Raw genomic sequence first — 21,828 nt, forward strand, 5'->3', positions numbered from 1 at the left:
CCGCCACTCCGCGGGGTGGCGCGTGCCATCGCGCCGGGTTCACCACGGCGTCACCGGGTGGACGGCGGTGGTACGGACGGTGGTCAGCCCAGCTTGGCGGCGACGGTGGCGATGATCGCGACCAGCACCGCGATGGCGGCGAAGGTGAGGGCGATGCGGCCGAGTTGCTTGCGGCCGTCGGTGGGGTTCGGGTCGAGAACGGGCATGTCCGGAATTCTCCCACCCCGAACACGCCCGCCCCTTCCCGGCCCCGCCGCCTTGGCCGGGTCTTGACCTTCCCGGCCGGGCCTTGACCTTCCCGGCCGCGTCCCGGCCTTCCGGCCGGGCCGAGATCCCGCCGGTCAGGCCCCGGCCCGTCCTGCGGCCTGCCGCGCCGGAGGGACCGCCTCGTCCTCGATGTGCCGGGCCCGCGCGGCGCGCAGGCCGACCAGCATCTGCGGCACCAGCAGCAGCGCCAGGAAGCCCAGCGGCCCGTACCACTGGCCGGTGGCCTGGTAGAGCCGGCCGATCAGGATCGGGCCCGGGATGGAGATCAGGTAGCCGACGCCCTGGGCGAAGGCGGACAGCTGCGCCACACCGCCGGCGGTCCGGGCGCGCAGCCCGATCATGGTCAGCACCAGCGGGAAGGCGCAGTTGGACAGCCCCACCAGGACGGCCCAGACCCACGGCGCCGCGGCCGGGGCGAGCGCCAGGCCGGCGTACCCGGCCATGCCGCACAAGGCCAGCGCGACCACGAACAGCCGCTGGTCGCCGCGGCGGGCGGCCAGGTTGGGCAGCACGAAGGAGACCGGCACCCCGATCACCATGGTGACCGCGAGCAGCACCCCGGAGGTGCCCTTGTCGACGCCGGAGTCCTGGAAGATCTTCGGCAGCCAGCCCATCACCACGTAGGCGCCGGTGGCCTGGAGGCCGAAGAAGCAGGCCATCGCCCAGGCCGTACGGCTGCGGGTGATCGGCAGCCTGGCGGGGATCGCGGCTCCGCCCGCGTGGTCGCCGCGCTCGCGCTTGGCGATCAGCACCGGCAGCCAGAGCACCAGGGCGAGTGCGCCCAGGGCCGCCCAGACGCCGAGGCCGTAGCGCCAGTCGCCGCCGAGTGCGCTGGTCAGCGGCACGGTGACGGCGGCGGCCAGCGCGGTGCCGGCGGACAGCGCCATGGAGTAGAGGCCGATCATCGGGCCGACCTTCTCCGGGAAGTACCGCTTGATCACCACCGGCAGCAGCACGTTGGAGACCGCCACGCCGGCCAGCGCGAGGGCGGTCAGCAGCAGGAACACCGCGGTGCCGCCGGCGAAGGAGCGGGCCAGCACGCCGGCCGCGATCGCGCCCATGCCGGCCGTGACCACCGCGATCGGGCCGATCCTGCGGGCCGCGGCGGGCGCGGCGAAGCCGAACAGCGCGAAGCACAGCGACGGGACGGCCGTGAGCAGCCCGGCGAGGGTGGGGTTCATTCCCAGGTCGCCGCGGACCTGGTCGAGCAGCGGTCCGAGGCTGGTGACCACGGGGCGCAGGTTGAAGGCGGCGGCGGCGATCGCCACGGCGAACAGCCAGCCCAGGTATGTGGCGGAGGAGGAGGGCCGCTCGGTCTGCGGCCCGGTTTCGGTTCGTGGGGAGGCGGCGGTGGTGTCTGCTGCGGGAGGCATGGGCGCCATCATAGAATGATGGGATGAATTGATGCACCTTGGAATTGGCATGATGTGCCGACCGTTCATCCACCGGTCGCTTTCCCCAGAGCCCACCCACCCGTCCCGTAGCCGCAAGGAGTCCCCCGTGGCGCTGTCATCGCCGAGGCGCACCCCGCTGTCCGACCAGGTGATCGCACAGCTGCGCGCCCAGATCACCTCCGGGGAGTGGCCCGTCGGCTCGCGCATCCCCACCGAGGCCGCGCTGGTCGAGCAGCTGGGGGTGGCCCGCAACACCGTCCGCGAGGCCGTCCGCGCCCTCGCCCACAACGGGCTGCTCGACATCCGGCAGGGCTCCGGCACGTACGTGCTCGCCACCAGCGAGCTGGCCGGGGTGATGCACCGCCGCTTCGCCGACGCCGACCAGGCGCAGGTCTCCGAGCTGCGGGCGGCCCTGGAGACCTCGGCGGCGGGCCTGGCGGCCGTCCGCCGCACCGCCCGTGACCTCGACCTGCTGGACGCGGCACTCGCCCGTCGGGAGGCCGCCTGGCGCTCCGGCGACGCCGAGGACTTCATCCAGGCCGACGCCGCCTTCCACCAGGCCGTGGTCGCCGCCGCCCACAACGACGTGCTGCTCGCCCTCTACGCCGACCTCGGCGAGGTCACCCGCGCGCACCTGCGCCACGACGTCGGCCCCGAACTCGTCGCCGAGCGGTACATCGGCCACGACAGCATCCTGGACGCCATCCGGTCCGGCGACGCCCAGCGCGCCTCGATCGAGGCCGGCCGCGCCATCGGCGCCTGCGGCAAGGCCGAGGCGGCCGCGGCGGAGGCAGCCGTGACGGGGACGGTCACCGAGGCCTGATCACCGAGGCCGACCCGCCCCGCTCGACACCGCGCGGCCCGGAAGCGGCCCGGGAACGCCGCTGCCCGGCACCCCTCCACAGGGGTGCCGGGCAGCGGCGGTTTCAGCGGATCAGGCGCCGATGGCGTGCAGGCCGCCGTCGACGTGGATGATCTCGCCGGTGGTCTTCGGGAACCACTCGGACAGCAGCGCGACGATGGCGCGGCCGGCCGGCTCCGGGTCGCTCAGGTCCCACTTCAGCGGAGAGCGGTGGTTCCAGGTGTCGGCCAGGTCGCCGAAGCCCGGGATGGACTTGGCGGCCATCGAGCCGAGCGGACCGGCGGAGACCAGGTTGCAGCGGATGTCCCGCTCGCCCAGGTAACGCGCCAGGTAACGGCTGGTCGACTCCAGGGCGGCCTTGGCGGGGCCCATCCAGTCGTACTGCGGCCACGCGAACTGGGCGTCGAAGGTCAGGCCGACCACCGCGCCGCCGTCCTGCATCAGCGGCAGCAGCGCCATGGTCAGCGACTTCAGCGAGTACGCCGAGACGTGCATGGCCGTCGCCACGGACTCCCACGGGGTGTCCAGGAAGTTGCCGCCCAGCGCGTCCTGCGGCGCGAAGCCGATCGAGTGGACGATGCCGTCCAGCGTCGGCAGGTGCTCGCGGACCTGGTCGGCGATGCCGGCCAGCTGCTCCGGGTTGGAGACGTCCAGCTCCAGCACCTTGACCGGCTTCGGCAGCTTCTTGGCGATCCGCTCCGTCAGCGTCGGACGCGGGAAGGCGGTGAGGATGATCTCCGCGCCCTGCTCCTGCGCCAGCTTGGCGGCGTGGAAGGCGATGGAGGACTCCATCAGCACACCGGTGATCAGGATCCGCTTGCCTTCGAGGATTCCACTCATGATCAGTGACCCATGCCCAATCCGCCGTCGACGGGAATGACGGCTCCGGTGATGTACGCGGCCTCGTCCGACCCGAGGAACCGCACGGTGGAGGCGACCTCGGAAGGCGCCGCGTAGCGGCCCAGCGGCACACCGGAGACGATCTCGGCGCGGCGCTCGTCGCTGAGCACGGCGGTCATGTCGGTGTCCACGAAGCCGGGCGCCACCACGTTGACGGTGATGTTGCGCGGGCCGAGCTCGCGCGCCAGCGACCGGGCGAAGCCCACCAGACCGGCCTTGGAGGCGGCGTAGTTGGCCTGGCCCGGCGAGCCGGTCAGGCCCACCACGGAGGAGATCAGCACCACGCGGCCCTTCTTCGCGCGCATCATCAGCTTCGACGCGCGCTTGACCACCCGGAAGGTGCCGGTCAGGTTGGTGTCCAGGACGGACGTGAAGTCCTCCTCGGACATCCGCAGCAGCAGGGTGTCGTTGGTGATGCCCGCGTTGGCGACCAGCACCTGGACCGCGCCGTGCTTCTGCTCGATCTCGGTGAAGGCGGCGTCGACCTGCGCGGCGTCCGTGATGTCGCAGCGGACGGCCAGGACGTCGTACTTCTCCAGCGCCTCGGGCACCTCACCCGAGCGGCTGGTGATGGCCACCTTGTCGCCCGCTTCGGCGAAGGCCTGAGCGATCGCGAGGCCGATGCCCCGGTTTCCTCCGGTGACGAGAACCGAGCGGCTCAACGATCCACCTCTCTCCGTGTGTGAGCACGTACGTCGGAATGCGTACGCACTGTGACGCTATCGGGCGGTCGGCGGTGTCGGCGCATCGGGCTCCCACAGCGCCGAACCGGAGGAACTGTCGCAATCCGACAATCCGTGGCCGCAGCGCCCGGAGTCTCCCGTCGGTGCCCCGCGGGCCGGGTCGCCGCCGCGATCGGGGCGACTGTACGGGAACAACACGGGCGGGCGCACCCGTTGCCCCCCTGGTGCGGGCCGACCCGGGATCGGCCGTATCCTCCCCCGAACAGTCCCGGCGAGGAACGAAGGCAGGGCGCATGACCAAGGAACGGCGCGGGAGCACCCACCGACGCGGACGACTGCTCGCCCTGACCGCCCTCGCGGCGGCCGTGGGCTCGGCCGCCTGGTCGCTGCGCGACCTCCCGGCGGCGTTCGGGCGCCGCCCCGACGGCGAGCGCGAGGAACGGGTGCGCAACTCCCCGCAGTACCGCGACGGCGTCTTCCACAACGCGCCCTCGGCCCTCACCCGCACCACCGACGTCCCCGGCATCGACCCGGCCACCGTCCGCCGGATGCTGTTCGAGCGCGACGGCCGTGTCCCCGCCCACCCGGTGCCCACCGTCCGCCCGGCCCCCGCCACCGGCCCGGCCGCCGAGGGCGTGGAGATCACCTGGTACGGGCACGCCTCCGCGCTGGTGGAGATCGAGGGCTCGCGCGTACTGCTCGACCCCATCTGGAGCGACCGCTGCTCCCCCTCCGCGCACGTCGGCCCGAAGCGGCTCCACCCGGTGCCGGTCGAGCTGGAGGAACTGCCGCCGGTCGACGCCGTGCTGATCTCGCACGACCACTACGACCACCTCGACATGGCCACCGTCAAGCGCCTGGTGCGCAGCCAGTCAGCGCCCTTCGCGGTGCCGCTCGGCATCGGCGGCCACCTGCGCCGCTGGGGCGTCCCGGAGCACCGGATCATCGAACTGGACTGGGACGAGACCTGCACCCTGGGCGAGCTGGTGCTCACCCTCACCTCCGCGCACCACTTCTCCGGCCGCGGCCTCACCCGCAACACCACCCTGTGGGGCTCCTGGGTGATCGCCGGCCCCACCCGCAAGGTCTTCTACACCGGCGACTCCGGCTACTTCGAGGGCTACGGCCGGATCGGCGAGCAGCACGGCCCCTTCGACGCCGCCCTGGTGCAGATCGGCGCGTACGACACGGCCTGGGCCGACATCCACATGACGCCCGAGGACGCCGTCCTCGCCCACCGCGACCTCCGGGCCGGGCTGCTGGTGCCGGTCCACTGGTGCACCTTCAACCTGGGCCTGCACCCGTGGGCCGAGCCGATCGAGCGGCTGCTCAAGGAGGCCAAGGCCCAGGCCGTCACGCTGGCGGTGCCGCGCCCCGGCGAGCGGGTCGACGTGGACAACCCGCCGGAGCTGGACGGTTGGTGGGAGTCCGTCTCCTGACGGCCACCCCCTCGGCCGGCCGGCGTTACCGGGCCTCAGCCGCAGCGCACCGGCCGAAATGCGCTGGCCGGAAACCCGGTGGACGGGAAATGATGCGGTGCGGGCGCCCCTGTGGGCACCCGCACCGTCACCCTCCGCGACCTGGGAGCCCGATTGCCTCCGATCCCTCCGGCCGACAGCGCCGGCGCCCCGACCGGGCGCGCCGTCGACCCGCTGTTCCTCGCCCTCCCGCTGCGCCCCCTCGCCGACGCCGCCCTCACCCGCGCCCGTGAACTCGGCGCAAGCCACGCCGACTTCCGCCTGGAACGGGTCCGCAGCGCGTCCTGGCGGCTGCGCGACGCCCGCCCGGCCGGCACCTCCGACAGCGTGCAGCTCGGCTTCGCCGTCCGCGTCCTGCTGGACGGCGCCTGGGGCTTCGCCGCCGGGGTGGACCTGACCCCTGAGGCCGCCGCGGCGGTCGCCGCCCAGGCCGTCGCCGTGGCGCGCCTGTCCGGCGGGATCAGCCGGGCGGCCGGCTCCGGCGAGCGGGTCGAGCTGGCCGACGAACCGGTCCACCGGGACGTCACCTGGGTCTCCGCGTACGAGGTCAACCCCTTCGAGGTGCCGGACGTCGAGAAGACCGCCCTGCTCGCCGAGCGCAGCTCCCGGCTGCTGGCCGCCCGGGGCGTCTCGCACGTCCAGGCGGCCCTGCTGACCGTCCAGGAGAACAAGTTCTACGCGGACACCGCCGGCACCGTGACGACCCAGCAGCGGATCCGGCTCTACTCCGACCTGGAGGCGACCTCGGTCGACGAGCGCACCGGCGCCTTCGACTCGATGCGCACCCTCGCGCCGCCGGTCGGCCGCGGTTACGAGTACCTCACCGGCACCGAGTGGGACTGGGACGCGGAGATCGCCGAACTGCCCGTGCTGCTGGCCGAGAAGATGAAGGCCCCGAGCGTCCGGGCGGGCCGCTACGACCTGGTCATCGACCCGTCCAACCTGTGGCTGACCATCCACGAGTCGATCGGTCACGCCACCGAGCTGGACCGCGCGCTCGGCTACGAGGCCGCCTACGCCGGCACCTCCTTCGCCACCTTCGACCAGCTCGGCACTCTGAAGTACGGCTCCGAGCTGATGCACGTCACCGGTGACCGCACCGCCGAGCACGGCCTGTCCACCATCGGCTACGACGACGAGGGCGTGGCCACCCAGTCCTGGGACCTGGTCCGGGACGGCATCCTGGTCGGCTACCAACTCGACCGGAGCATGGCCAGGTTGAAGGGCTTCGAGCGCTCCAACGGCTGCGCCTTCGCGGACTCCCCGGCGCACGTGCCGGTGCAGCGGATGGCCAACGTCTCGCTCCAGCCCGCCGCCGGCGGCCCGGACACCGAGGGCCTGTTCGCCGGGGTGGAGAACGGCCTGTACATCGTCGGCGACCGGTCCTGGTCGATCGACATGCAGCGCTACAACTTCCAGTTCACCGGCCAGCGCGCCTACGCCATCAAGAACGGCGAACTCGCCGGCCAGGTCAAGGACTTCGCCTACCAGGCCACCACCACCGACTTCTGGGGCTCGATGGCCGCCGTCGGCGGCCCGCAGACCTACGTCCTCGGCGGCGCCTTCAACTGCGGCAAGGCCCAGCCCGGCCAGGTCGCGGCGGTCAGCCACGGCTGCCCGTCGGCGCTGTTCCGCAACGTCAACGTGCTCAACACCCAGCAGGAGGCGGGTCACTGATGTCCGCGATGCAGCCCCACGAACTCGTCGAGCTGGCCCTCGGCCTCTCCCGCGCGGACGGCTGCGTGGTGATCGCCGACGAGGAGTCCACCGCCAACCTGCGCTGGGCCGGCAACGCGCTGACCACCAACGGTGTCACCCGCGGCCGCCGCCTCACCGTGATCGCCACCGTGGCCGGCGCCGAGGGCACCGCCTCCGGCGTGGTCTCCCGCGAGGCCGTCACCGCCGAGGACGTCGAGGGCCTGGTCCGGGCCGCCGAGGAGGCCGCCCGCGCGGCCGGCCCGGCCGAGGACGCCCAGCCGCTGGTCGCCGACCGGCCGGCCTCCCCGGACTTCACCCGGCCGCCCGCCGAGACCTCGATCGAGGTCTTCGACGCCTTCGGCCCGGCCCTCGGCGCGGCCTTCGCCCGCGCCGCTGCGCAGGGCGAGCTGCTGTACGGCTTCGCCCGGCACGAGGTCACCACCAGCTACCTGGGCAGCTCCACCGGCCTGCGGCTGCGCCACGACCAGCCCACCGGCATGGTCGAGATCAACGCCAAGACCGCCGACCTGTCCGGCTCGGCCTGGGTCGGCGCCGCCACCCGGGACTTCTCCGACATCGACGTGGAGGCCCTGCACGCCGAGCTGACCAAGCGCCTCGGCTGGGGCGCCCGCAAGGTCGACCTGCCGGCCGGGCGCTACGAGACGCTGCTGCCGCCCTCGGCCGTCGCCGACCTGATGATCTACCTCAGCTGGTCCTCCGGCGGCCGGGACGCCCACGAGGGCCGCACCGTCTTCTCCAAGCCCGGCGGAGGTACCAGGATCGGCGACAAGCTCGCCGGCCTGCCCCTGACGCTGCGCTCCGACCCGCGCGAGGAGGGCCTGGAGGCCGTCCCCTTCGTGCTGGCCCACCGCAGCGGCGGCGACGTCTCGGTCTTCGACAACGGCGCGCCGATCACCGCCACCGAGTGGGTCCGCGAGGGCGTGCTGACCGACCTGATCACCAGCCGCCACGCGGCCGGCCTCACCGGCCTGCCGCTGCGCCCGGCGATCGACAACCTGGTGCTGGAGACGGCCGGCCAGGAGTCCGCGCCGACGCTGGAGGAGATGATCGCCCGCACCGAGCGCGGTCTGCTGCTCACCTGCCTCTGGTACATCCGCGAGGTGGACCCGGCGACGCTGCTGCTCACCGGCCTCACCCGGGACGGCGTGTACCTGGTGGAGAACGGCGAGGTGGTCGGCGCGGTCAACAACTTCCGGTTCAACGAGTCCCCGGTCGACCTGCTCGGCCGGATCACCGAGGTGGGCCGCACCGAGCGCTGCCTGCCCCGCGAGTGGAGCGACTACTTCACCCGCACCGCGATGCCACCCGTGCGTGTCGCGGACTTCAACATGAGTTCGGTGAGCCAGGCCTCATAGCCGGCGGCCGACGGGGGGATACGAGAGACATGACGGACGAGAAGCGGCTGGTCAGAACGAGCAGGATGCTGTCGCGCATCCTGCGGCACGAGCCGGAGCTGGTGGGGATCACCCTGGACGGGGCCGGGTGGGTCCGGATCGACGAACTGCTCATCGCCCTCGAGGCGGAGGGCAGGCCGCTCACCCGGGCCGAGCTCGACCACGTCGTGGCCACCAGCGACAAGCGCCGCTTCGGCTACTCGCCCGACGGCCTCTCGATCCGCGCCAACCAGGGCCACACGGTGGCGGTCGACCTCGGCCTGACCGCCACCACCCCGCCCCACGTGCTCTACCACGGCACCGCCGACCGCCACCTGGCGTCGATCTTCCGCGAGGGCCTGCGCCCGATGACCCGCCGGGACGTCCACCTGTCGGCGGACACCGAGACGGCGACCCGGGTCGGCGCCCGGCACGGCCGCCCGGTGGTGCTGACCGTGAACGCGGCCGCCATGGCGGCGGCCGGCCACGAGTTCCGGCTCAGCGAGAACGGCGTCTGGCTCACCGACGCCGTTCCCCCGCAGTACCTCTCCCGCCGCTCGTAGCGGCCGGATCTCCCCGGACACCGCTGCCGCCGGACGGCTCCCTATCACGCCCGACCGGGTGGGCCCCGCCCACCCGGTCTCGTCGCTCCCGGGCGCCCGGGCGTACCGTGAGGAGGCCGCGCGGCACGGCGCGCGGGTGCGCGGACGAGGGCGGTAGGACACATGCGCAAGAACGCCGAGGGCGGACGGATCTACCGGATCACCGGGGCTCGCAGCAGTCTCACCGAGGACGTCCGGGGGCGTCAGCGCCGCTACGTCATCTCGATGCTGATCCGCACGCTCTGCGTGCTGCTCGCGGTGGTGCTGTGGGACGTCCAGCGCTGGCTGGCGGTCGCCGCACTGGCGGGCGGTGTGCTGCTGCCCTACTTCGCGGTGCTGGTCGCCAACGCCGGCCGGGAGCGGATGCCCGGGCTGCCGAGCACCTTCGACATCCCGCACGACACCCCGCTGATGCTCGGCCCGGGTGGTACGGGTGGGGCTGGAGCGTCCAGCGGTACAGGACAGGCAAAGGCCCCCGGCACCGGGACTTCACCGAGCGCGGACCCCTCACCCGATTCGTGACGGTTGGGCGCGTTTCGGCCCTGCGAAAGCTCAAAAGAACCTCAGATTAATCATGCAAGACCTCCCCATCCGAGGGTGTCGGCGTGACATACTGCGTACGCGCTCCGCATCCCCCGTCGGAGCGACGGACCGACGCCGGGCGGCTCCCCCCGTGGCTGCCCGGCGTCGCCATGTCCGGATCCGGACGGGCCCGTCCGACCACCGGGCCCCCGCTGGTGCTCGTGAAAGACTGACGGCGACGATCAACCCGCCGAGCACCCGAGGACGACCCGATGGACACCCCGCAGACGCCGATCTGCTCCGCCAAGGGCTGCCGGGCGGACGCCCGCTGGGTGCTGGTGTGGAACAACCCCAAACTGCACACCCCGGACCGCCGCAAGACCTGGCTGGCCTGCGAGGAGCACCGCGAGCACCTGTCCCAGTTCCTGGGCGTCCGCGGCTTCCTCAAGGAGGTCGTCGCCTTCGCCGACTACTCGGAGACTCCCGAGGGGCCCGCAGGGCGCTAGCCGCCGATCGCCGACATCGGCCGCTCGGGCTGCAGGAACTCCGGGTCGTCGATCCCGGCTCCGGCCTTCTTGCCCCACATCGCCGCCCGCCACAGCGTGGCCAGCTCCGCGTCGTCCGCCCCCGAGCGCAGCGCGCTGCGCAGGTCGGTCTCCCCGGTCGCGAACAGGCAGTTGCGCACCTGCCCGTCGGCGGTCAGCCGGGTCCGGTCGCAGGCCCGGCAGAACGGCCGGGTGACCGAGGCGATCACGCCGACCCGGCCCGGGCCGCCGTCCACCACCCAGCGTTCGGCGGGCGCCGCGCCCCGGCCCGCGGCCGGCTCCGGGGTGAGCGTGAAGCGCGCGCTCAGCAGGTCCAGGATCTCCGCCGCGGTGACCATCGAGGACCGGTCCCAGCCGTGCTGGGCGTCCAGCGGCATCTGCTCGATGAAGCGCAGTTCGTAGCCGCGCTCCAGGCACCAGGCCAGCAGGTCGGCGGCCTCGTGGTCGTTGACGCCGCGCATCAGCACGGTGTTCAGCTTGACCGGCGTCAGCCCGGCGGTCTCCGCGGCGGCCAGCCCGTCCAGTACGTCCTGGTGGCGACGGCGGCGGGTGAGGGTGTGGAACACCTCGGGGTCGAGGGTGTCCAGCGAGACGTTGATCCGGTCGAGTCCGGCCTCGCGCAGCGCGGTCGCGGTGCGGGCCAGCCCGATGCCGTTGGTGGTCAGCGACAGCTCGGGGCGCGGCTCCAGCTCCGAGCAGGCGGCCACGATGGCGACGAGTCCGGGGCGCAGCAGCGGCTCGCCACCGGTGAAGCGGACCTCGCGCACGCCCAGGTCCCGGACGGCCAGGGAGACCAGCCGGACGATCTCCTCATCGGCCAGCAGGTCGGGCTTGGCCAGCCACTGCAGGCCTTCCTCCGGCATGCAGTAGGTGCATCTCAGGTTGCACCGGTCGGTCAAGGAGACCCGCAGGTCGACGGCCTGTCGTCCGAAGGTGTCGAGCAGCACGTGCGTCCCTTCCCGAAAATGCGGCCGGCCCGGCCACCGTCACGGCGGGCCGGGCCAGCATAGTCATCGCGGGATGATCAGTGGGCGCCCAGCCCGGTGAGCGAGCGGACCTCCAGTTCAGCGTACTTCGCCGGGTCGGTGGGTTCCTTCGACAGCAGGGTGCCGAGCCAGCCGGCCAGGAAGCCGACCGGGATGGAGACCAGGCCGGGGTTCTCCAGCGGGAACCAGTGGAAGTCGGCGTTCGGGAAGAGTGAGGTCTTCGCGCCCGAGGCCACCGGGGAGAAGACCACCAGCAGCACCGAGGAGATCAGGCCGGCGTAGACCGAGCTGACCGCGCCGGCGGTGGTGAAGCGCTTCCAGAACAGTGAGTAGAGCAGCGTGGGCAGGTTCGCCGAGGCCGCCACCGCGAAGGCGAGCGCCACCAGCGCGGCGGTGTTGAGCTTGTCGGCGAAGAGGCTGAGCACGATCGAGACCGCGCCGATCGCCACGGCCGCCCACTTCGCCGACATCACCTCCTCCCGCTCGGTCGCCTTGCCGCGCCGGATCACGTTGGCGTACAGGTCGTGGGCGAAGGAGGCCGAGGAGGCCAGGGTGAGCCCGGCGACCACGGCCAGGATGGTGGCGAAGGCGACAGCCGAGATCACGGCGAGCAGGATCGCGCCGCCGGTGCTGCCGCTGCCGCCGCCGAGCGCCTCGGCCAGTTGCGGGGCCGCGGTGTTGCCGGCCGCGTTGGCCGCCTTGATCTGCTTGGAGCCGACCAGCGCGGCGGCGCCGAAGCCGAGCGCCAGGGTCATCAGGTAGAAGACGCCGATGATGCCGATCGCCCAGAGCACCGACTTCCGGGCCGCCTTGGCGGTGGGCACGGTGTAGAAGCGGACCAGGATGTGCGGCAGGCCGGCGGTGCCGAGCACCAGCGCGATGCCGAGGCTGATGAAGTCGAGCTTCGCGGTGCCGCTGCCGTACTTCTGCCCGGGTTGGAGGAAGGCCTCGCCCTTGCCGCTGGCGCTGGCCGCCGCGCCCAGCAGCTCGGAGGGGTTGAAGTGGTACTTGGCGAGCACCAGTACGGTCATCAGCGCGGCGCCGGCGATCAGCATCACCGCCTTGACGATCTGCACCCAGGTGGTGCCCTTCATCCCCCCTATCACCACGTAGACGATCATCAGGGCGCCGACCCCGACGATGGTCCAGCGCTTGGCGGCGTTCCCCTCCGCCCCGAGGAGCAGGGCGACCAGCGTCCCCGCCCCGACCATCTGCGCCAGCAGGTAGAAGATCGACACCACGATGGTCGAGACCCCCGCCGCGGTGCGCACCGGGCGCTGGCGCATCCGGAACGCGAGCACGTCCGCCATGGTGAACCGGCCGGAGTTGCGCAGCGGCTCGGCGATCAGCAGCAGCGCGACCAGCCAGGCGACCAGGAAGCCGATCGAGTACAGGAAGCCGTCGTACCCGGCCAGGGCGATGGTGCCGGCGATGCCCAGGAACGAGGCGGCGGACATGTAGTCGCCGGAGATGGCCAGGCCGTTCTGGAAGCCGGTGAAGCCGCGGCCGCCGGCGTAGAAGTCGGCGGCGCTGCGGTTCTGCCGTCCGGCCCAGACGGTGATGACCAGGGTGGCCACCACGAACAGTCCGAACAGGGCCATCGTCAGGCCGCGGTGCTCCGTGGCGGAGCTGGCGAGCACGGTCATTCGGCGGCCTCCCGGGGGGCGTGGACGACGGCGCCGTGGGCCTCGCGGATCGCCGCGGCGGGCGGGTCGATCCGCCGGTCCGCGTAGCGGGCGTACCAGGCGGCGATGGCGAAGGTGGTGACGAACTGCAGCAGCCCGAGCACCAGGGCGACGTTGACGTGCCCGACGACCTTGGTGCCCATCAGTCCGGGCGCGTAGCAGGAGAGCAGGACGTAGAGCAGGTACCAGAGCACGAAGCCGATGGTGACCGGGAAGGCGAAGCTCCGGAACGAGCGCCGCAGGGTACGGAACTCCTCGCTGTCATCGATGAGTTGGACGTCCGTATCGGTAGTGGTGATCGGCGGCGAATCCACTCTGTCTCCTCACTCCTTCGGCGTAGCGGTCACACGAGTGGGACGATCGAACGTGAGGGGCGTCACATGTCTCGTGCGCGCCGCGCAATGCTAGGAGCGTCCCGCCCGGCCGGGAAGGGGTTCGCCGCGATCAGCCATTCGTTCACCCCCTCGCACTAGCCGATTGGCCGAAAACCACCCCTCGCGTCACGTCACGACATCGGCTCCCCATGCGAAAGGGGCGGCACCGGCCAACGGCGCCGCCCCTCTTGACGTCGCGTCAGAACGCGACGCGGACCTTCAGCGCCGAGCGGTCGTCCATCGCCCGGTAGCCGTCCGGAACGCCGTCCAGGTCGACCGTGCGGTCGAACACCAGCCCGGGCTCGATGGCCCCGGAGAGCACGTCCGGCAGCAGCTCGGGGATGTACGCGCGGGCGGGCGCCACGCCGCCGTTCAGCGAAACGTTTCGGCCGAACATCTGGCCGATGTCGACGCCCGCGCTGCCGCCGTGCGGCACACCCACGTAACCAACCGAGCCGCCGTCCCGGGTGATCGAGATCGCCGTCCGCATCGACTCCTCGGTACCGACCGCCTCCAGCACCGCGTGCGCGCCCACGCCGCCGGTCAGCTCCTTGACCGCCTCGACGGCGGCGTCCCCGCGCTCGGCCACCACGTCGGTCGCGCCGAAGCGGCGGGCCAGCTCCGTCCGGGCGGGGTGACGGCCCAGCGCGATGATCCGGCCCGCACCCAGCCGGTGCGCCGCGAGCACGCCGCACAGGCCCACCGCGCCGTCACCCACCACCGCGACCGTCGCCCCCGGACGCACCCGGGCCGAGACCGCCGCGTGGTGCCCGGTGGACATCACGTCCGACAGCGCCAGCAGCCCCGGCAGTAGCTTCTCGTCACCGGCCGCCTCCTTCGGCAGCTTCACCAGCGTCCCGTCCGCGAACGGCACCCGGACCGCCTCGCCCTGTCCGCCGTCCGAGCCGACCTGCCCCCAGAACCCGCCGTGCGGGCAGGAGGTCTGCAGCCCCTCCCGGCAGAAGTCGCAGACCCCGTCCGACCAGACGAAGGGCGCCACCACGAGGTCGCCCACGGCGAAGTCGCGGACCTCGGCGCCGGCCTCCTCGACCACGCCCAGGAACTCGTGCCCGATCCGCTGCCCGGCCACCCGCGGCGCCACCCCGCGGTAGGCCCACAGGTCACTGCCACAGATGCAGGCGTTCACCACCCGGACCACCACGTCCGTCGGATGCTGGATCACCGGGTCCGGCACCTCTTCGATGCGGATGTCATGGGGGCCGTGGATCACGGTGGCGCGCATGCGTTCTTCCTCACACAAAATCCGGCCGGGCGGCCGGAAACGATTCGACCAGCTGTACGACACCCCCGCCGACCACTCTATTCCGGCTTCTCCGTCACGACACGCCGACCGGTCCCCTCCTACGCGCCCCTTATCCTGTTGGACCATGCAACCGATCCAGCCCGAGACGTACGGCGCGCCGCGGACCGCCCCGGTCCCCGCCCAGCGCTCCGCCGCCCCCGCCGAGGGCTTCGCGGTGGTCGACGTCGAGACCACCGGTCTCGGCCGCTCCGACCGCGTCATCTCGGCGGGCGTCTACCAGCTGGACCCGGACGGCGAGGTCACCGACCACTGGTACACCCTGGTCAACCCGGAGCGGGACCCGGGCCCGGTCTGGATCCACGGCCTCACCGCTGAACTGCTCTCCTGCGCCCCGACGTTCCCCGAGATCGCCGACGAGTTCGCCGCGCGCCTGGAGAACCGCGTCCTGGTCGCCCACAACGCGCTCTTCGACTGGAACATGATCTCCCGCGAGTTCTCCCGGGCCGGCCGGCGCGCCCCGGTCGAGCAGCGGCTGTGCACCATGGTCCTCTCCCGCGACCTGCGCCTGCCCCTGCCCAACGGCAAGCTCTCCTCGCTCGCCACACACTTCGGCGTCCAGCAGCGCCACGCCCACAACGCCCTGGACGACGCCCGGGTGCTCGCCGAGGCCTTCCGCCCCAGCCTCCACCTCGCCCGCCACCACGGCGTACCGCTCCCGCTCCAGAACTGCGTCGCCGTCACCGACCTCGGCGACGACGAACCCGCCACCCCCGGCCGCGGCAACTGGACCGGCTCCCAGTACCGCCAGGCCAAGAAGCGGCCGCCCTGCCCGTACCCCAACCCGGGGCGCTGGGAGGACGGCAAGCCCCTCGTCCAGGGGATGCGGGTGGCCTTCACCGGCGACACCGCCACCGACCGGGAGGTGCTGGAGGACCGCGCCACCGAGGCCGGCCTGCACGTCGCCGGCTCCGTGAGCCGCCTCACCAGCCTGCTGGTCACCAATGAGCCGAACAGCTGGAGCGGCAAGGCCCGCAAGGCCCGCGAGGTCGGCACCCCGGTGGTCGGCGAGGACGCCTTCCTCCAGTTGCTGCAGGAGGTCGCCCCGCACCCCGGTGCGTGAGCCGGTTGTGAGGTCGGCGTACCGTTCCCATGTGTACCGTTTTCTGCTGACCCGCCAGTGGCTGATCACCATGCTGATCGCGCTGCTGCTGATCCCCGCGACGATCAAGCTGGGTTTCTGGCAGCTGCACCGCCACGAGGCGCGGGTGGCCCGGAACGAGCTGATCGGCAAGGCCCTCACCGCCTCGCCCGAGCCCTTCGACACCCTCTCGCCGACCCCCGGCTCCACGGTGCCCACGGACCTCACCTGGCACGCCGTGACGGCCACCGGGCAGTACGACCCGGCGCACGAGTTCGTGGTCCGCAAGCGCACCGACTCCAACGGGACGATCGGCTACTTCGTCGTCACCCCGCTGAAGCTCGCCGACGGCAAGGGCACCGTACTGGTCAACCGCGGCTGGGTCCCCTCCGGTGACGGCGCCCTCGAGTACCCGCCCGTCCCGGCCGCCCCGACCGGCGAGGTCACCCTCACCGGCCGGCTGCGCGCCGACGAGACCGCCGGCAGCAGCGGCGGGTTCGTCAAGGACCGGGCCGGACTGCCGCCCCGCCAGTTCAACCTGATCAACACCGAGCAGCAGGCCAAGGAGACCGGCACCACCCTCCTCGGCGGCTACCTCGAACTCACCGGCACCACCCCGGCCCCGGCCGACCAGCCCCAGCTGATCCCCGAGCCCAACCACTCCGACATCGGCCCGCACATGGCCTACGCCATCCAGTGGTGGCTGTTCACCGCGATGATCCCGGTCGGTGTCTGGGTCCTCGTCCGCCGCGAGGCCAAGGACCGCGCCAAGCAGGCCGCCGAAGCCGAGGTCCCCCTCGACGCCCTCCCGGCGTAGCCGCAGCCCGTCTTCATCCGGAGATCCGGAGCACGTCGTCCAGCTCCCGCAGCAACCGCGCCTTCGCCCGCGCCCCCACCACCGACCGCACCGGCTGCCCGTCCCGGAACACCATCAGCGTCGGCATCGACAGCACCCCGTACGCCGCCTGCGTCCGCGGATTGCGGTCCACGTCCAGGCTCACCACCCGCAGCCGGTGCGCCTCCTCCCGCGCGATGTCCGCCAGCACCGGCGCCATCATCCGGCACGGCGGGCACCAGTCCGCCGTGAAGTCCACCAGCACCGGGCCCTGCGCCGCCAGCACCTCGGCGTCGAACGTCTCGTCCGTGACCGCCGGCACACCCGCGATGTCCACCATCGTCTACTCCTTCACCAGTTCACACATCGGCGGCTGCTCGGAAGCCGCGAGTTCGTCCCGCGCCCGCACCGCCCGCTCGAACTGCCCGGCCACCTGCCGCCGGACGTCCCGCAACCTGGCGATGCACTCGTCCAGCTCGGACAGCTTCCGCCGGTACACCTCCAGCGAAGCCGGACAGGAATCCCCCTCCGGGTGCCCCGCCCGCAGGCACTCCACGAACGGCCGGGTCTCCTCCAACCCGAACCCGAAGTCCTGCAACATCCGGATCTCCCGCAGCAGCCGCAGATCCCCCTCGTCGTACGCCCGGTACCCGTTGCCCGCCCGCCGGGCCGGCAACAACCCCAACTGCTCGTAGTACCGCAACGCCCGCGTGGTCGTCCCCGCCCGCTCCGCCAACTCCCCGATCCGCACGCCGAACCACTCCTTCCGTACAGCCGCCAACGACCGTAAACCTTGCCGCACGCGTCAACGCCAGCCCCCTGGCAACACCCTCGCAGCCGCCCCAGCAGCCACCCCCCACACCAACACCGCCTCCACCGGGCAAGATGTCCCCCATGGATCTAGGACTCAAGGACAAGGCCTACATCGTCACCGGCGCCACCCGGGGCCTCGGCCTCGCCACCGCCCGTGAACTCGCCGCCGACGGCGCCCGCGTCCTCATCAGCGGCCGCACCCAGGACGCCGTCGACGCCGCCGTCACCGAACTGAACACCCTCGGCACCGCCCACGGCCTGGTCGCCGACAACGCCGCCCCCGACACCGCCGAGCGCCTGATCACCGAGGCTCGCGACCGCTTCGGCCGCCTCGACGGCATCCTGATCAGCGTCGGCGGCCCCCAGGCCGGCCCGGTCGAGACCACCCCCGAGTCCGCCTGGCGCGACGCCTTCGAATCCGTCTTCCTCGGCGCCCTCCGGATCGCCCGCACCACCGCCGCCGCCCTCCACGACGGCGGCGTGATCGGCTTCGTGCTCTCCAGCTCGGTCCGTCAGCCGATCGCCGGCCTGGGCATCTCCAACGGCCTGCGCCCCGGCCTCGCCATGGCCGCCAAGTCCCTCGCCGACGAGCTCGGCCCCCGCGGCATCCGGGTCCTCGGCCTGCTGCCCGCCCGGATCGACACGGACCGGGTCCGCGAGCTCGACTCCCTCGCCCCCGACCCGGCGGCCGCCCGCGCCCAGCACTGCGCCGGCATCCCGCTCGGCCGTTATGGCACCCCCGAGGAGTTCGGCAAGGTCGCCGCCTTCCTGCTCTCCCCCGCCGCCTCCTACCTGACCGGCATCATGGTCCCCATCGACGGCGGCGCCCTCCGCACCCTCTGATCACCCGTCCGCCCGAGCTTTCCCTACACCACCCGCGGACGCCCCCGCCGGTCCCGGCGACCACGCGACCTTCGCCGACGCTCGACGGGGGCCTCCTGCAACACCCGGATCCGCAGCTCGGCCGGCAGCTCCGCCAGCCCCAGGCTCTTGACGGCGTCCGACCGGGGGCCGTCCTCGAAGTGCTCCACGAGCCCCACCGGATCCCCGCCCGGCGTCAGCCGTACGGCCCCGCGCAACCGCGGGTGCCGCGGCGCCCGCACCAACCGCACCCCCACCCGCTCGACCTCCGGCAGCACCACCGTCCCGCTCTCCAGCGCCTCCTCCAGCGCCCTCGCATTCACCCGCAACCGCAGCCCGCTCACCCCCGGCGTGGGCACCGCGATGCTCGACAGCCCGGTCCGCCGCAGCTGCGCCACCAGCCACCACGCCATCCCCACCACCAGCACCGACAGTCCCCCGATCACCGTCGGCCACCACCAGGACGACCCCACCCACCGCTCCCGCGACCGCGCGCTGACCACCGGCTGATCCGGCGAGGTGAGCGGCCACCAGCTCGGCGGATCGACCCCCAGCCGCCGGTACAGGTCCAGGCCGCCCGCCAGCACCAGCACCCCGACCCCCAGCAGGACCGCCCCGACCACGCCCAACAGCACCCGGTTGACGACCGTCCTCACCGCGCCGCCCTCTCCCCGGCCCCACCGGCCTCACCCACCCCAGCAGCGCCGCCGGCACCCAGGCCGGCGTCCAGGTCGGCGTCCGGGCCGGCCTCCCGCCGCCCCACCGTCCGGACATCCAGCCGCAACGGCCGCGCCAGGCCCACCCGTCCCAACTCCTCGCGCAGTTGCCGCTGCACCGACGCCGGATCGGCGGGCCCGCGCACCGTCACCCTGATCCTCCGCCGCCCCACCCGGATCCTCAGGTGGTCGATGCCGTCCAGTCCGGCCGCCCGGTCCGCCAGCAGATGTCCGATCCCGCCCTTGTCGATGGCCGCACGCGTCCCGCCGTACGGCCGCAGCACCAACCACCGCCGCAGCCCGGGCGCGATCGCCAGCCAGAGCAGCCACCCGCCCAGCAGCGTGGCGACGCCCGCCCCCACCAGCACCCACAGGTCGTCCAGGTGACGCGTCGCCAGCTCGTCCGCGATCTGCGCCCGCCACCGTCTGGCCGGCTGCCCGGCCCGTACCGCGATCACGTCGTACAGCAGCGCTCCCGCCACCACCAGCACCGCCGTGGCGACCAGCGCGGCCGCGCCGGCCCGGGTGGCCCGCAACCGCCGGACCTTCGCCGCGACCGCCGACGGCTCCCGGAGCCCCTCCTCGCTCACCACGCTCCCCCCGCGATCAACCTCTCCACCACGACGACCACGGCGGACACCCTGGTCCCGGTCAGCCCGGCCACCCGGTCGGCCACCCGCTCCCGCAGCGCGCCGGCGAGCCCCGCGAGGTCCGCCGGGAACGGCAGCTCGACGGTCACCCGAACGGTCACCGTGCTGCCCGGCACGGCCACCGACACCCGTGGCGGCGCGCCCTTCGCCGACCTCCCGGCCCACGCCTGCGCGAGCACTTCCCGCACGGCGTGGTCGGCGATCCGGGCGTAGACGCGGTCCGCGACCCGCAGCCGCCCCCGCCGGGCCGCGACAACGGCGGTGGCGGTGGCAGCGGCGGGGCTGGTGGCCGTGGCGGCTGCGGTATCCGAGGCCCCCATCAGCGCCGCCGGTCACGACCGCGGAGCAGGTCCCCGAGGTCGCCCAGCTCGATGTCGCCCTCCAGCAACCGCCCGACCACGAAGCCGACCAGCCCCAGCGCCGCCACCAGCAGGAACGCCGCGAACCCGCCGAAGTACCCGGCGAAGCCGAGGGCCATCCCCACCACCAGGCCGACCATGGCCAGGTTCATCCGCTACTCCCTCGTCTCCCTCGCGTCCCCGGCGTTCGACGAACCCGGGGACGCGACCTGATGACCGTGGGCCTACCTGAGCGCCGGCCTACTTGAGCTTGGGCCGCTGCCCCGACGACGCCACCGGCTCCTCTTCCTCGTCGAACTCCGGTTCGTCCGGAAGGTGGACGTCGTTGACCGCGATGTTGACCTCGACGACCTCCAGTCCGGTCATCCGCTCCACCGCGCCGATGATGTTCTCCCGCACCTGACGCGCCAGGTCCGGGATGACCACGCCGTACTCGACCACCAGGGCGATGTCGATCGCGGTCTGCTTCTCGCCGACCTCGGCCTTGATCCCGCGCCCGATGCTGGACTTCCCGCCGGGCACCCGGTCCCGCATGGCCCCGAAGGTGCGGGCCAGCCCGGAGCCCAGGGCGTGGATGCCGGCGACCTCCCGGGCGGCCATCCCGGCGATCTTCTCGACCACCCCCACGGCCAGCGCCGTCCGGCCGCGCTCACCGGTCGATCGGCCGGTCTCGCCGCCGCCCGCGCCGGAGCCGGGCCTGGCACCGGGCGGGCCGGGCGTATGGGTGCCGCCGGGGGTCTTGTGCAGGGTCGCGGGCGTCGGAGTGTCAGGCATAGGGCACATCTCCCGTCGTACGGCTCCAGCTATATCGCAAACCTCATCAACTCTGACATTTCGCCACGGTCCCCGCCCGCCGAAAGCTCACCCCGAAGCCCTTCGAAAGCCCACCGAAAGCCCCGGGAACGCCGAAGGCCCGGCCCCGGTGTTCCCCGGGGCCGGGCCTCGTACGAGTGCCGGAGGACCTCAGTCGCCGATCCCCGCCAGTTCCCGCAGCCGACGCGCCTGCGCCGCCCGTTCGGCGGAACGCTGCTCGTCGAAGGAGCGCCCGGCGGCCCCCTGCAGCAGCGCCTTGGTCTCGATCACCGCACCCCGCGGAGCGGCCAGGAGGGCGGCGGCGAGGTCGCGGGCGGCGGCGTCCAGCTCCGCCGCGGGGACGGCCAGGTTGGCCAGTCCGGTCGCGGCGGCTTCCTCCGCGCCGACCCAGCGGCCGGTCGCGCAGATCTCCAGCGCCCGGGCGTAGCTCACCAGTTCGACCAGCGGCTTGGTCCCGGCCAGGTCGGGGACCAGGCCGAGCGAGGTCTCCTTCATCGCGAACTGCACGTCGTCGGCGACCACCCGCAGGTCGCAGCCGAGGGCGAGCTGGAAGCCCGCGCCCACGGCGTGGCCCTGCACGACGGCGATAGAGACCAGGTCGGCGCGGCGCCACCAGGTGAAGGCCTCCTGGTAGGAGGCGATGGTGTCGTCGAGCTCCTTGTCGTCGGAGCCCGCGAGCTGGAGGAAGGTGGGCTCGCCGGGGATGCCCTCGGGGGTGAACATGGCCCGGTCCAGGCCGGCGGAGAAGGAGACGCCCTCCGCGCGGAGCAGCACCACCCGGACGCTGCCGGGCAGTTCGCGCCCGGCAGCGGCGAGGGCGCGCCAGAGCGCCGGGGACTGGGCGTTGCGCCGCTTGGGTTGACAGAGGGTGACGACGGCGAGTTCGCCGTCGATCTCCAGGCGGACGCCGTCCCGCTCCCAGCTCGGAGCCTGCGGGTCGGTGGCGGGGGCGGTCATGCGGGACCTCCGGTGGCGAGGGACGTGGCTAC

General features: G+C 73.0%; 26 protein-coding genes. 10 read left to right on the top strand and 16 right to left on the bottom strand.

Annotation, left to right across the window (positions count from 1 at the left end; all coding sequences use genetic code 11):
• Positions 1–83: 83 nt before the first annotated feature.
• Together ACZ4WV_RS30545 and ACZ4WV_RS30550 are read right to left on the bottom strand one after the other, a co-directional pair.
• On the bottom strand, positions 84–206 hold the full coding sequence (locus tag ACZ4WV_RS30545) for an SGM_5486 family transporter-associated protein (RefSeq protein WP_465751875.1): 123 nt from the start codon (positions 204–206) through the stop codon (positions 84–86).
• 135 nt (positions 207–341) lie between these two features.
• Entirely contained in the window at positions 342–1,640 is a 1,299-nt protein-coding gene (locus ACZ4WV_RS30550; protein ID WP_465751876.1) for an MFS transporter, read from the bottom strand.
• Positions 1,641–1,767: 127 nt separating this feature from the next.
• On the opposite strand from ACZ4WV_RS30550, the gene ACZ4WV_RS30555 reads away from it, so the two are divergent.
• Complete coding sequence (locus ACZ4WV_RS30555) at positions 1,768–2,484, top strand: FadR/GntR family transcriptional regulator (RefSeq protein ID WP_465751877.1); 717 nt, start codon at positions 1,768–1,770, stop codon at positions 2,482–2,484.
• A 111-nt stretch (positions 2,485–2,595) separates the two neighbouring features.
• Here ACZ4WV_RS30555 and fabI read toward each other — a convergent pair whose 3' ends face one another.
• Both fabI and fabG read right to left on the bottom strand, forming a co-directional pair.
• Positions 2,596–3,363, bottom strand: a complete 768-nt coding sequence (gene fabI / locus ACZ4WV_RS30560) for an enoyl-ACP reductase FabI (protein ID WP_465751878.1) — start codon at positions 3,361–3,363, stop codon at positions 2,596–2,598.
• A 2-nt stretch (positions 3,364–3,365) separates the two neighbouring features.
• Positions 3,366–4,085, bottom strand: a complete 720-nt coding sequence (gene fabG, locus ACZ4WV_RS30565; protein ID WP_465751879.1) for a 3-oxoacyl-[acyl-carrier-protein] reductase — start codon at positions 4,083–4,085, stop codon at positions 3,366–3,368.
• 314 nt (positions 4,086–4,399) lie between these two features.
• On the opposite strand from fabG, the gene ACZ4WV_RS30570 reads away from it, so the two are divergent.
• The 6 genes from ACZ4WV_RS30570 (at position 4,400) to ACZ4WV_RS30595 (ending at position 10,306) form a co-directional block, all read left to right on the top strand.
• Complete coding sequence (locus ACZ4WV_RS30570; RefSeq protein ID WP_465751880.1) at positions 4,400–5,545, top strand: MBL fold metallo-hydrolase; 1,146 nt, start codon at positions 4,400–4,402, stop codon at positions 5,543–5,545.
• 162 nt (positions 5,546–5,707) lie between these two features.
• Positions 5,708–7,261, top strand: a complete 1,554-nt coding sequence (locus tag ACZ4WV_RS30575; RefSeq protein ID WP_465751912.1) for a TldD/PmbA family protein — start codon at positions 5,708–5,710, stop codon at positions 7,259–7,261.
• Positions 7,261–8,658, top strand: coding sequence for a metallopeptidase TldD-related protein (locus ACZ4WV_RS30580; protein WP_465751881.1), 1,398 nt, complete (start codon positions 7,261–7,263; stop codon positions 8,656–8,658). Before ACZ4WV_RS30575 ends, ACZ4WV_RS30580 begins: the two co-directional genes overlap by 1 nt.
• A gap of 29 nt (positions 8,659–8,687) precedes the next feature.
• Positions 8,688–9,239: an RNA 2'-phosphotransferase gene (locus ACZ4WV_RS30585; RefSeq protein WP_465751882.1), complete on the top strand. Its 552-nt coding sequence runs from the start codon at positions 8,688–8,690 to the stop codon at positions 9,237–9,239.
• A 162-nt stretch (positions 9,240–9,401) separates the two neighbouring features.
• Positions 9,402–9,800 carry a DUF3099 domain-containing protein gene (locus ACZ4WV_RS30590; RefSeq protein WP_465751883.1) on the top strand — a complete coding sequence of 133 codons (399 nt, stop codon included), beginning with the start codon at positions 9,402–9,404 and terminating at the stop codon, positions 9,798–9,800.
• 272 nt (positions 9,801–10,072) lie between these two features.
• Positions 10,073–10,306, top strand: coding sequence for a hypothetical protein (locus ACZ4WV_RS30595; RefSeq protein ID WP_465751884.1), 234 nt, complete (start codon positions 10,073–10,075; stop codon positions 10,304–10,306).
• Here the strand turns inward: ACZ4WV_RS30595 and moaA are convergent.
• The 4 genes from moaA to ACZ4WV_RS30615 all read right to left on the bottom strand — a co-directional run bounded on the left by moaA (position 10,303) and on the right by ACZ4WV_RS30615 (position 14,633).
• Positions 10,303–11,292: a GTP 3',8-cyclase MoaA gene (gene moaA / locus ACZ4WV_RS30600; RefSeq protein WP_465751885.1), complete on the bottom strand. Its 990-nt coding sequence runs from the start codon at positions 11,290–11,292 to the stop codon at positions 10,303–10,305. The genes ACZ4WV_RS30595 and moaA overlap by 4 nt on opposite strands.
• 77 nt (positions 11,293–11,369) lie before the next feature.
• Positions 11,370–12,977 carry a solute symporter family protein gene (locus ACZ4WV_RS30605; RefSeq protein ID WP_465751886.1) on the bottom strand — a complete coding sequence of 536 codons (1,608 nt, stop codon included), beginning with the start codon at positions 12,975–12,977 and terminating at the stop codon, positions 11,370–11,372.
• Positions 12,974–13,330, bottom strand: a complete 357-nt coding sequence (locus ACZ4WV_RS30610) for a DUF485 domain-containing protein (protein WP_465751887.1) — start codon at positions 13,328–13,330, stop codon at positions 12,974–12,976. Before ACZ4WV_RS30610 ends, ACZ4WV_RS30605 begins: the two co-directional genes overlap by 4 nt.
• Positions 13,331–13,589: 259 nt before the next feature.
• Positions 13,590–14,633 (bottom strand): zinc-dependent alcohol dehydrogenase family protein, encoded by a 1,044-nt coding sequence (locus ACZ4WV_RS30615; protein ID WP_465751888.1) that lies wholly within the window; start codon positions 14,631–14,633, stop codon positions 13,590–13,592.
• A 145-nt stretch (positions 14,634–14,778) separates the two neighbouring features.
• Between ACZ4WV_RS30615 and ACZ4WV_RS30620 the strand changes: the two genes are divergently transcribed.
• Positions 14,779–15,774 (top strand): DEDDh family exonuclease, encoded by a 996-nt coding sequence (locus ACZ4WV_RS30620; RefSeq protein WP_465751889.1) that lies wholly within the window; start codon positions 14,779–14,781, stop codon positions 15,772–15,774.
• A gap of 31 nt (positions 15,775–15,805) precedes the next feature.
• A complete protein-coding gene (locus ACZ4WV_RS30625; RefSeq protein WP_465751890.1) occupies positions 15,806–16,609 on the top strand; it encodes an SURF1 family cytochrome oxidase biogenesis protein in 804 nt (267 codons plus the stop codon).
• Positions 16,610–16,622: 13 nt separating this feature from the next.
• On the opposite strand, the gene trxA is transcribed toward ACZ4WV_RS30625, so the two are convergent.
• Both trxA and ACZ4WV_RS30635 read right to left on the bottom strand, forming a co-directional pair.
• The gene (gene trxA, locus ACZ4WV_RS30630; RefSeq protein ID WP_465751891.1) at positions 16,623–16,967 is read right to left on the bottom strand and encodes a thioredoxin; all 345 of its coding nucleotides are present in this window, start codon (positions 16,965–16,967) and stop codon (positions 16,623–16,625) included.
• Positions 16,968–16,970: 3 nt separating this feature from the next.
• The gene (locus ACZ4WV_RS30635; protein WP_465751913.1) at positions 16,971–17,378 is read right to left on the bottom strand and encodes a MerR family transcriptional regulator; all 408 of its coding nucleotides are present in this window, start codon (positions 17,376–17,378) and stop codon (positions 16,971–16,973) included.
• A gap of 143 nt (positions 17,379–17,521) precedes the next feature.
• On the opposite strand from ACZ4WV_RS30635, the gene ACZ4WV_RS30640 reads away from it, so the two are divergent.
• The gene (locus ACZ4WV_RS30640) at positions 17,522–18,283 is read left to right on the top strand and encodes an SDR family oxidoreductase (protein WP_465751892.1); all 762 of its coding nucleotides are present in this window, start codon (positions 17,522–17,524) and stop codon (positions 18,281–18,283) included.
• Positions 18,284–18,306: 23 nt separating this feature from the next.
• Here ACZ4WV_RS30640 and ACZ4WV_RS30645 read toward each other — a convergent pair whose 3' ends face one another.
• The 6 genes from ACZ4WV_RS30645 to ACZ4WV_RS30670 all read right to left on the bottom strand — a co-directional run bounded on the left by ACZ4WV_RS30645 (position 18,307) and on the right by ACZ4WV_RS30670 (position 21,796).
• Positions 18,307–18,957, bottom strand: coding sequence for an alkaline shock response membrane anchor protein AmaP (locus ACZ4WV_RS30645; RefSeq protein ID WP_465751893.1), 651 nt, complete (start codon positions 18,955–18,957; stop codon positions 18,307–18,309).
• Positions 18,954–19,607: a DUF6286 domain-containing protein gene (locus ACZ4WV_RS30650; RefSeq protein WP_465751894.1), complete on the bottom strand. Its 654-nt coding sequence runs from the start codon at positions 19,605–19,607 to the stop codon at positions 18,954–18,956. Before ACZ4WV_RS30650 ends, ACZ4WV_RS30645 begins: the two co-directional genes overlap by 4 nt.
• Complete coding sequence (locus ACZ4WV_RS30655) at positions 19,604–19,987, bottom strand: Asp23/Gls24 family envelope stress response protein (RefSeq protein WP_465751895.1); 384 nt, start codon at positions 19,985–19,987, stop codon at positions 19,604–19,606. Before ACZ4WV_RS30655 ends, ACZ4WV_RS30650 begins: the two co-directional genes overlap by 4 nt.
• Positions 19,987–20,178 carry a hypothetical protein gene (locus tag ACZ4WV_RS30660; RefSeq protein ID WP_350749761.1) on the bottom strand — a complete coding sequence of 64 codons (192 nt, stop codon included), beginning with the start codon at positions 20,176–20,178 and terminating at the stop codon, positions 19,987–19,989. Before ACZ4WV_RS30660 ends, ACZ4WV_RS30655 begins: the two co-directional genes overlap by 1 nt.
• Before the next feature lie 88 nt (positions 20,179–20,266).
• Positions 20,267–20,800, bottom strand: a complete 534-nt coding sequence (locus ACZ4WV_RS30665) for an Asp23/Gls24 family envelope stress response protein (RefSeq protein ID WP_465751896.1) — start codon at positions 20,798–20,800, stop codon at positions 20,267–20,269.
• Positions 20,801–20,989: 189 nt separating this feature from the next.
• Positions 20,990–21,796 (bottom strand): enoyl-CoA hydratase/isomerase family protein, encoded by an 807-nt coding sequence (locus tag ACZ4WV_RS30670; protein ID WP_465751897.1) that lies wholly within the window; start codon positions 21,794–21,796, stop codon positions 20,990–20,992.
• Positions 21,797–21,828 lie beyond the last annotated feature (32 nt).

This window comes from Kitasatospora sp. NPDC029312, from assembly GCF_055569215.1.

Bases quoted from the DNA above. Each gene is read 5' to 3' on its own strand.
- ACZ4WV_RS30545 (WP_465751875.1), bottom strand. From the start codon at position 206: ATGCCCGTTCTCGACCCGAACCCCACCGACGGCCGCAAGCAACTCGGC.
- ACZ4WV_RS30550 (WP_465751876.1), bottom strand. From the start codon at position 1,640: ATGCCTCCCGCAGCAGACACCACCGCCGCCTCCCCACGAACCGAAACC.
- fabI (WP_465751878.1), bottom strand. From the start codon at position 3,363: ATGAGTGGAATCCTCGAAGGCAAGCGGATCCTGATCACCGGTGTGCTG.
- ACZ4WV_RS30570 (WP_465751880.1), top strand. From the start codon at position 4,400: ATGACCAAGGAACGGCGCGGGAGCACCCACCGACGCGGACGACTGCTC.
- ACZ4WV_RS30580 (WP_465751881.1), top strand. From the start codon at position 7,261: ATGTCCGCGATGCAGCCCCACGAACTCGTCGAGCTGGCCCTCGGCCTC.
- ACZ4WV_RS30585 (WP_465751882.1), top strand. From the start codon at position 8,688: ATGACGGACGAGAAGCGGCTGGTCAGAACGAGCAGGATGCTGTCGCGC.
- ACZ4WV_RS30590 (WP_465751883.1), top strand. From the start codon at position 9,402: ATGCGCAAGAACGCCGAGGGCGGACGGATCTACCGGATCACCGGGGCT.
- ACZ4WV_RS30595 (WP_465751884.1), top strand. From the start codon at position 10,073: ATGGACACCCCGCAGACGCCGATCTGCTCCGCCAAGGGCTGCCGGGCG.
- ACZ4WV_RS30605 (WP_465751886.1), bottom strand. From the start codon at position 12,977: ATGACCGTGCTCGCCAGCTCCGCCACGGAGCACCGCGGCCTGACGATG.
- ACZ4WV_RS30615 (WP_465751888.1), bottom strand. From the start codon at position 14,633: ATGCGCGCCACCGTGATCCACGGCCCCCATGACATCCGCATCGAAGAG.
- ACZ4WV_RS30620 (WP_465751889.1), top strand. From the start codon at position 14,779: ATGCAACCGATCCAGCCCGAGACGTACGGCGCGCCGCGGACCGCCCCG.
- trxA (WP_465751891.1), bottom strand. From the start codon at position 16,967: ATGGTGGACATCGCGGGTGTGCCGGCGGTCACGGACGAGACGTTCGAC.
- ACZ4WV_RS30640 (WP_465751892.1), top strand. From the start codon at position 17,522: ATGGATCTAGGACTCAAGGACAAGGCCTACATCGTCACCGGCGCCACC.
- ACZ4WV_RS30655 (WP_465751895.1), bottom strand. From the start codon at position 19,987: ATGGGGGCCTCGGATACCGCAGCCGCCACGGCCACCAGCCCCGCCGCT.
- ACZ4WV_RS30660 (WP_350749761.1), bottom strand. From the start codon at position 20,178: ATGAACCTGGCCATGGTCGGCCTGGTGGTGGGGATGGCCCTCGGCTTC.
- ACZ4WV_RS30665 (WP_465751896.1), bottom strand. From the start codon at position 20,800: ATGCCTGACACTCCGACGCCCGCGACCCTGCACAAGACCCCCGGCGGC.
- ACZ4WV_RS30670 (WP_465751897.1), bottom strand. From the start codon at position 21,796: ATGACCGCCCCCGCCACCGACCCGCAGGCTCCGAGCTGGGAGCGGGAC.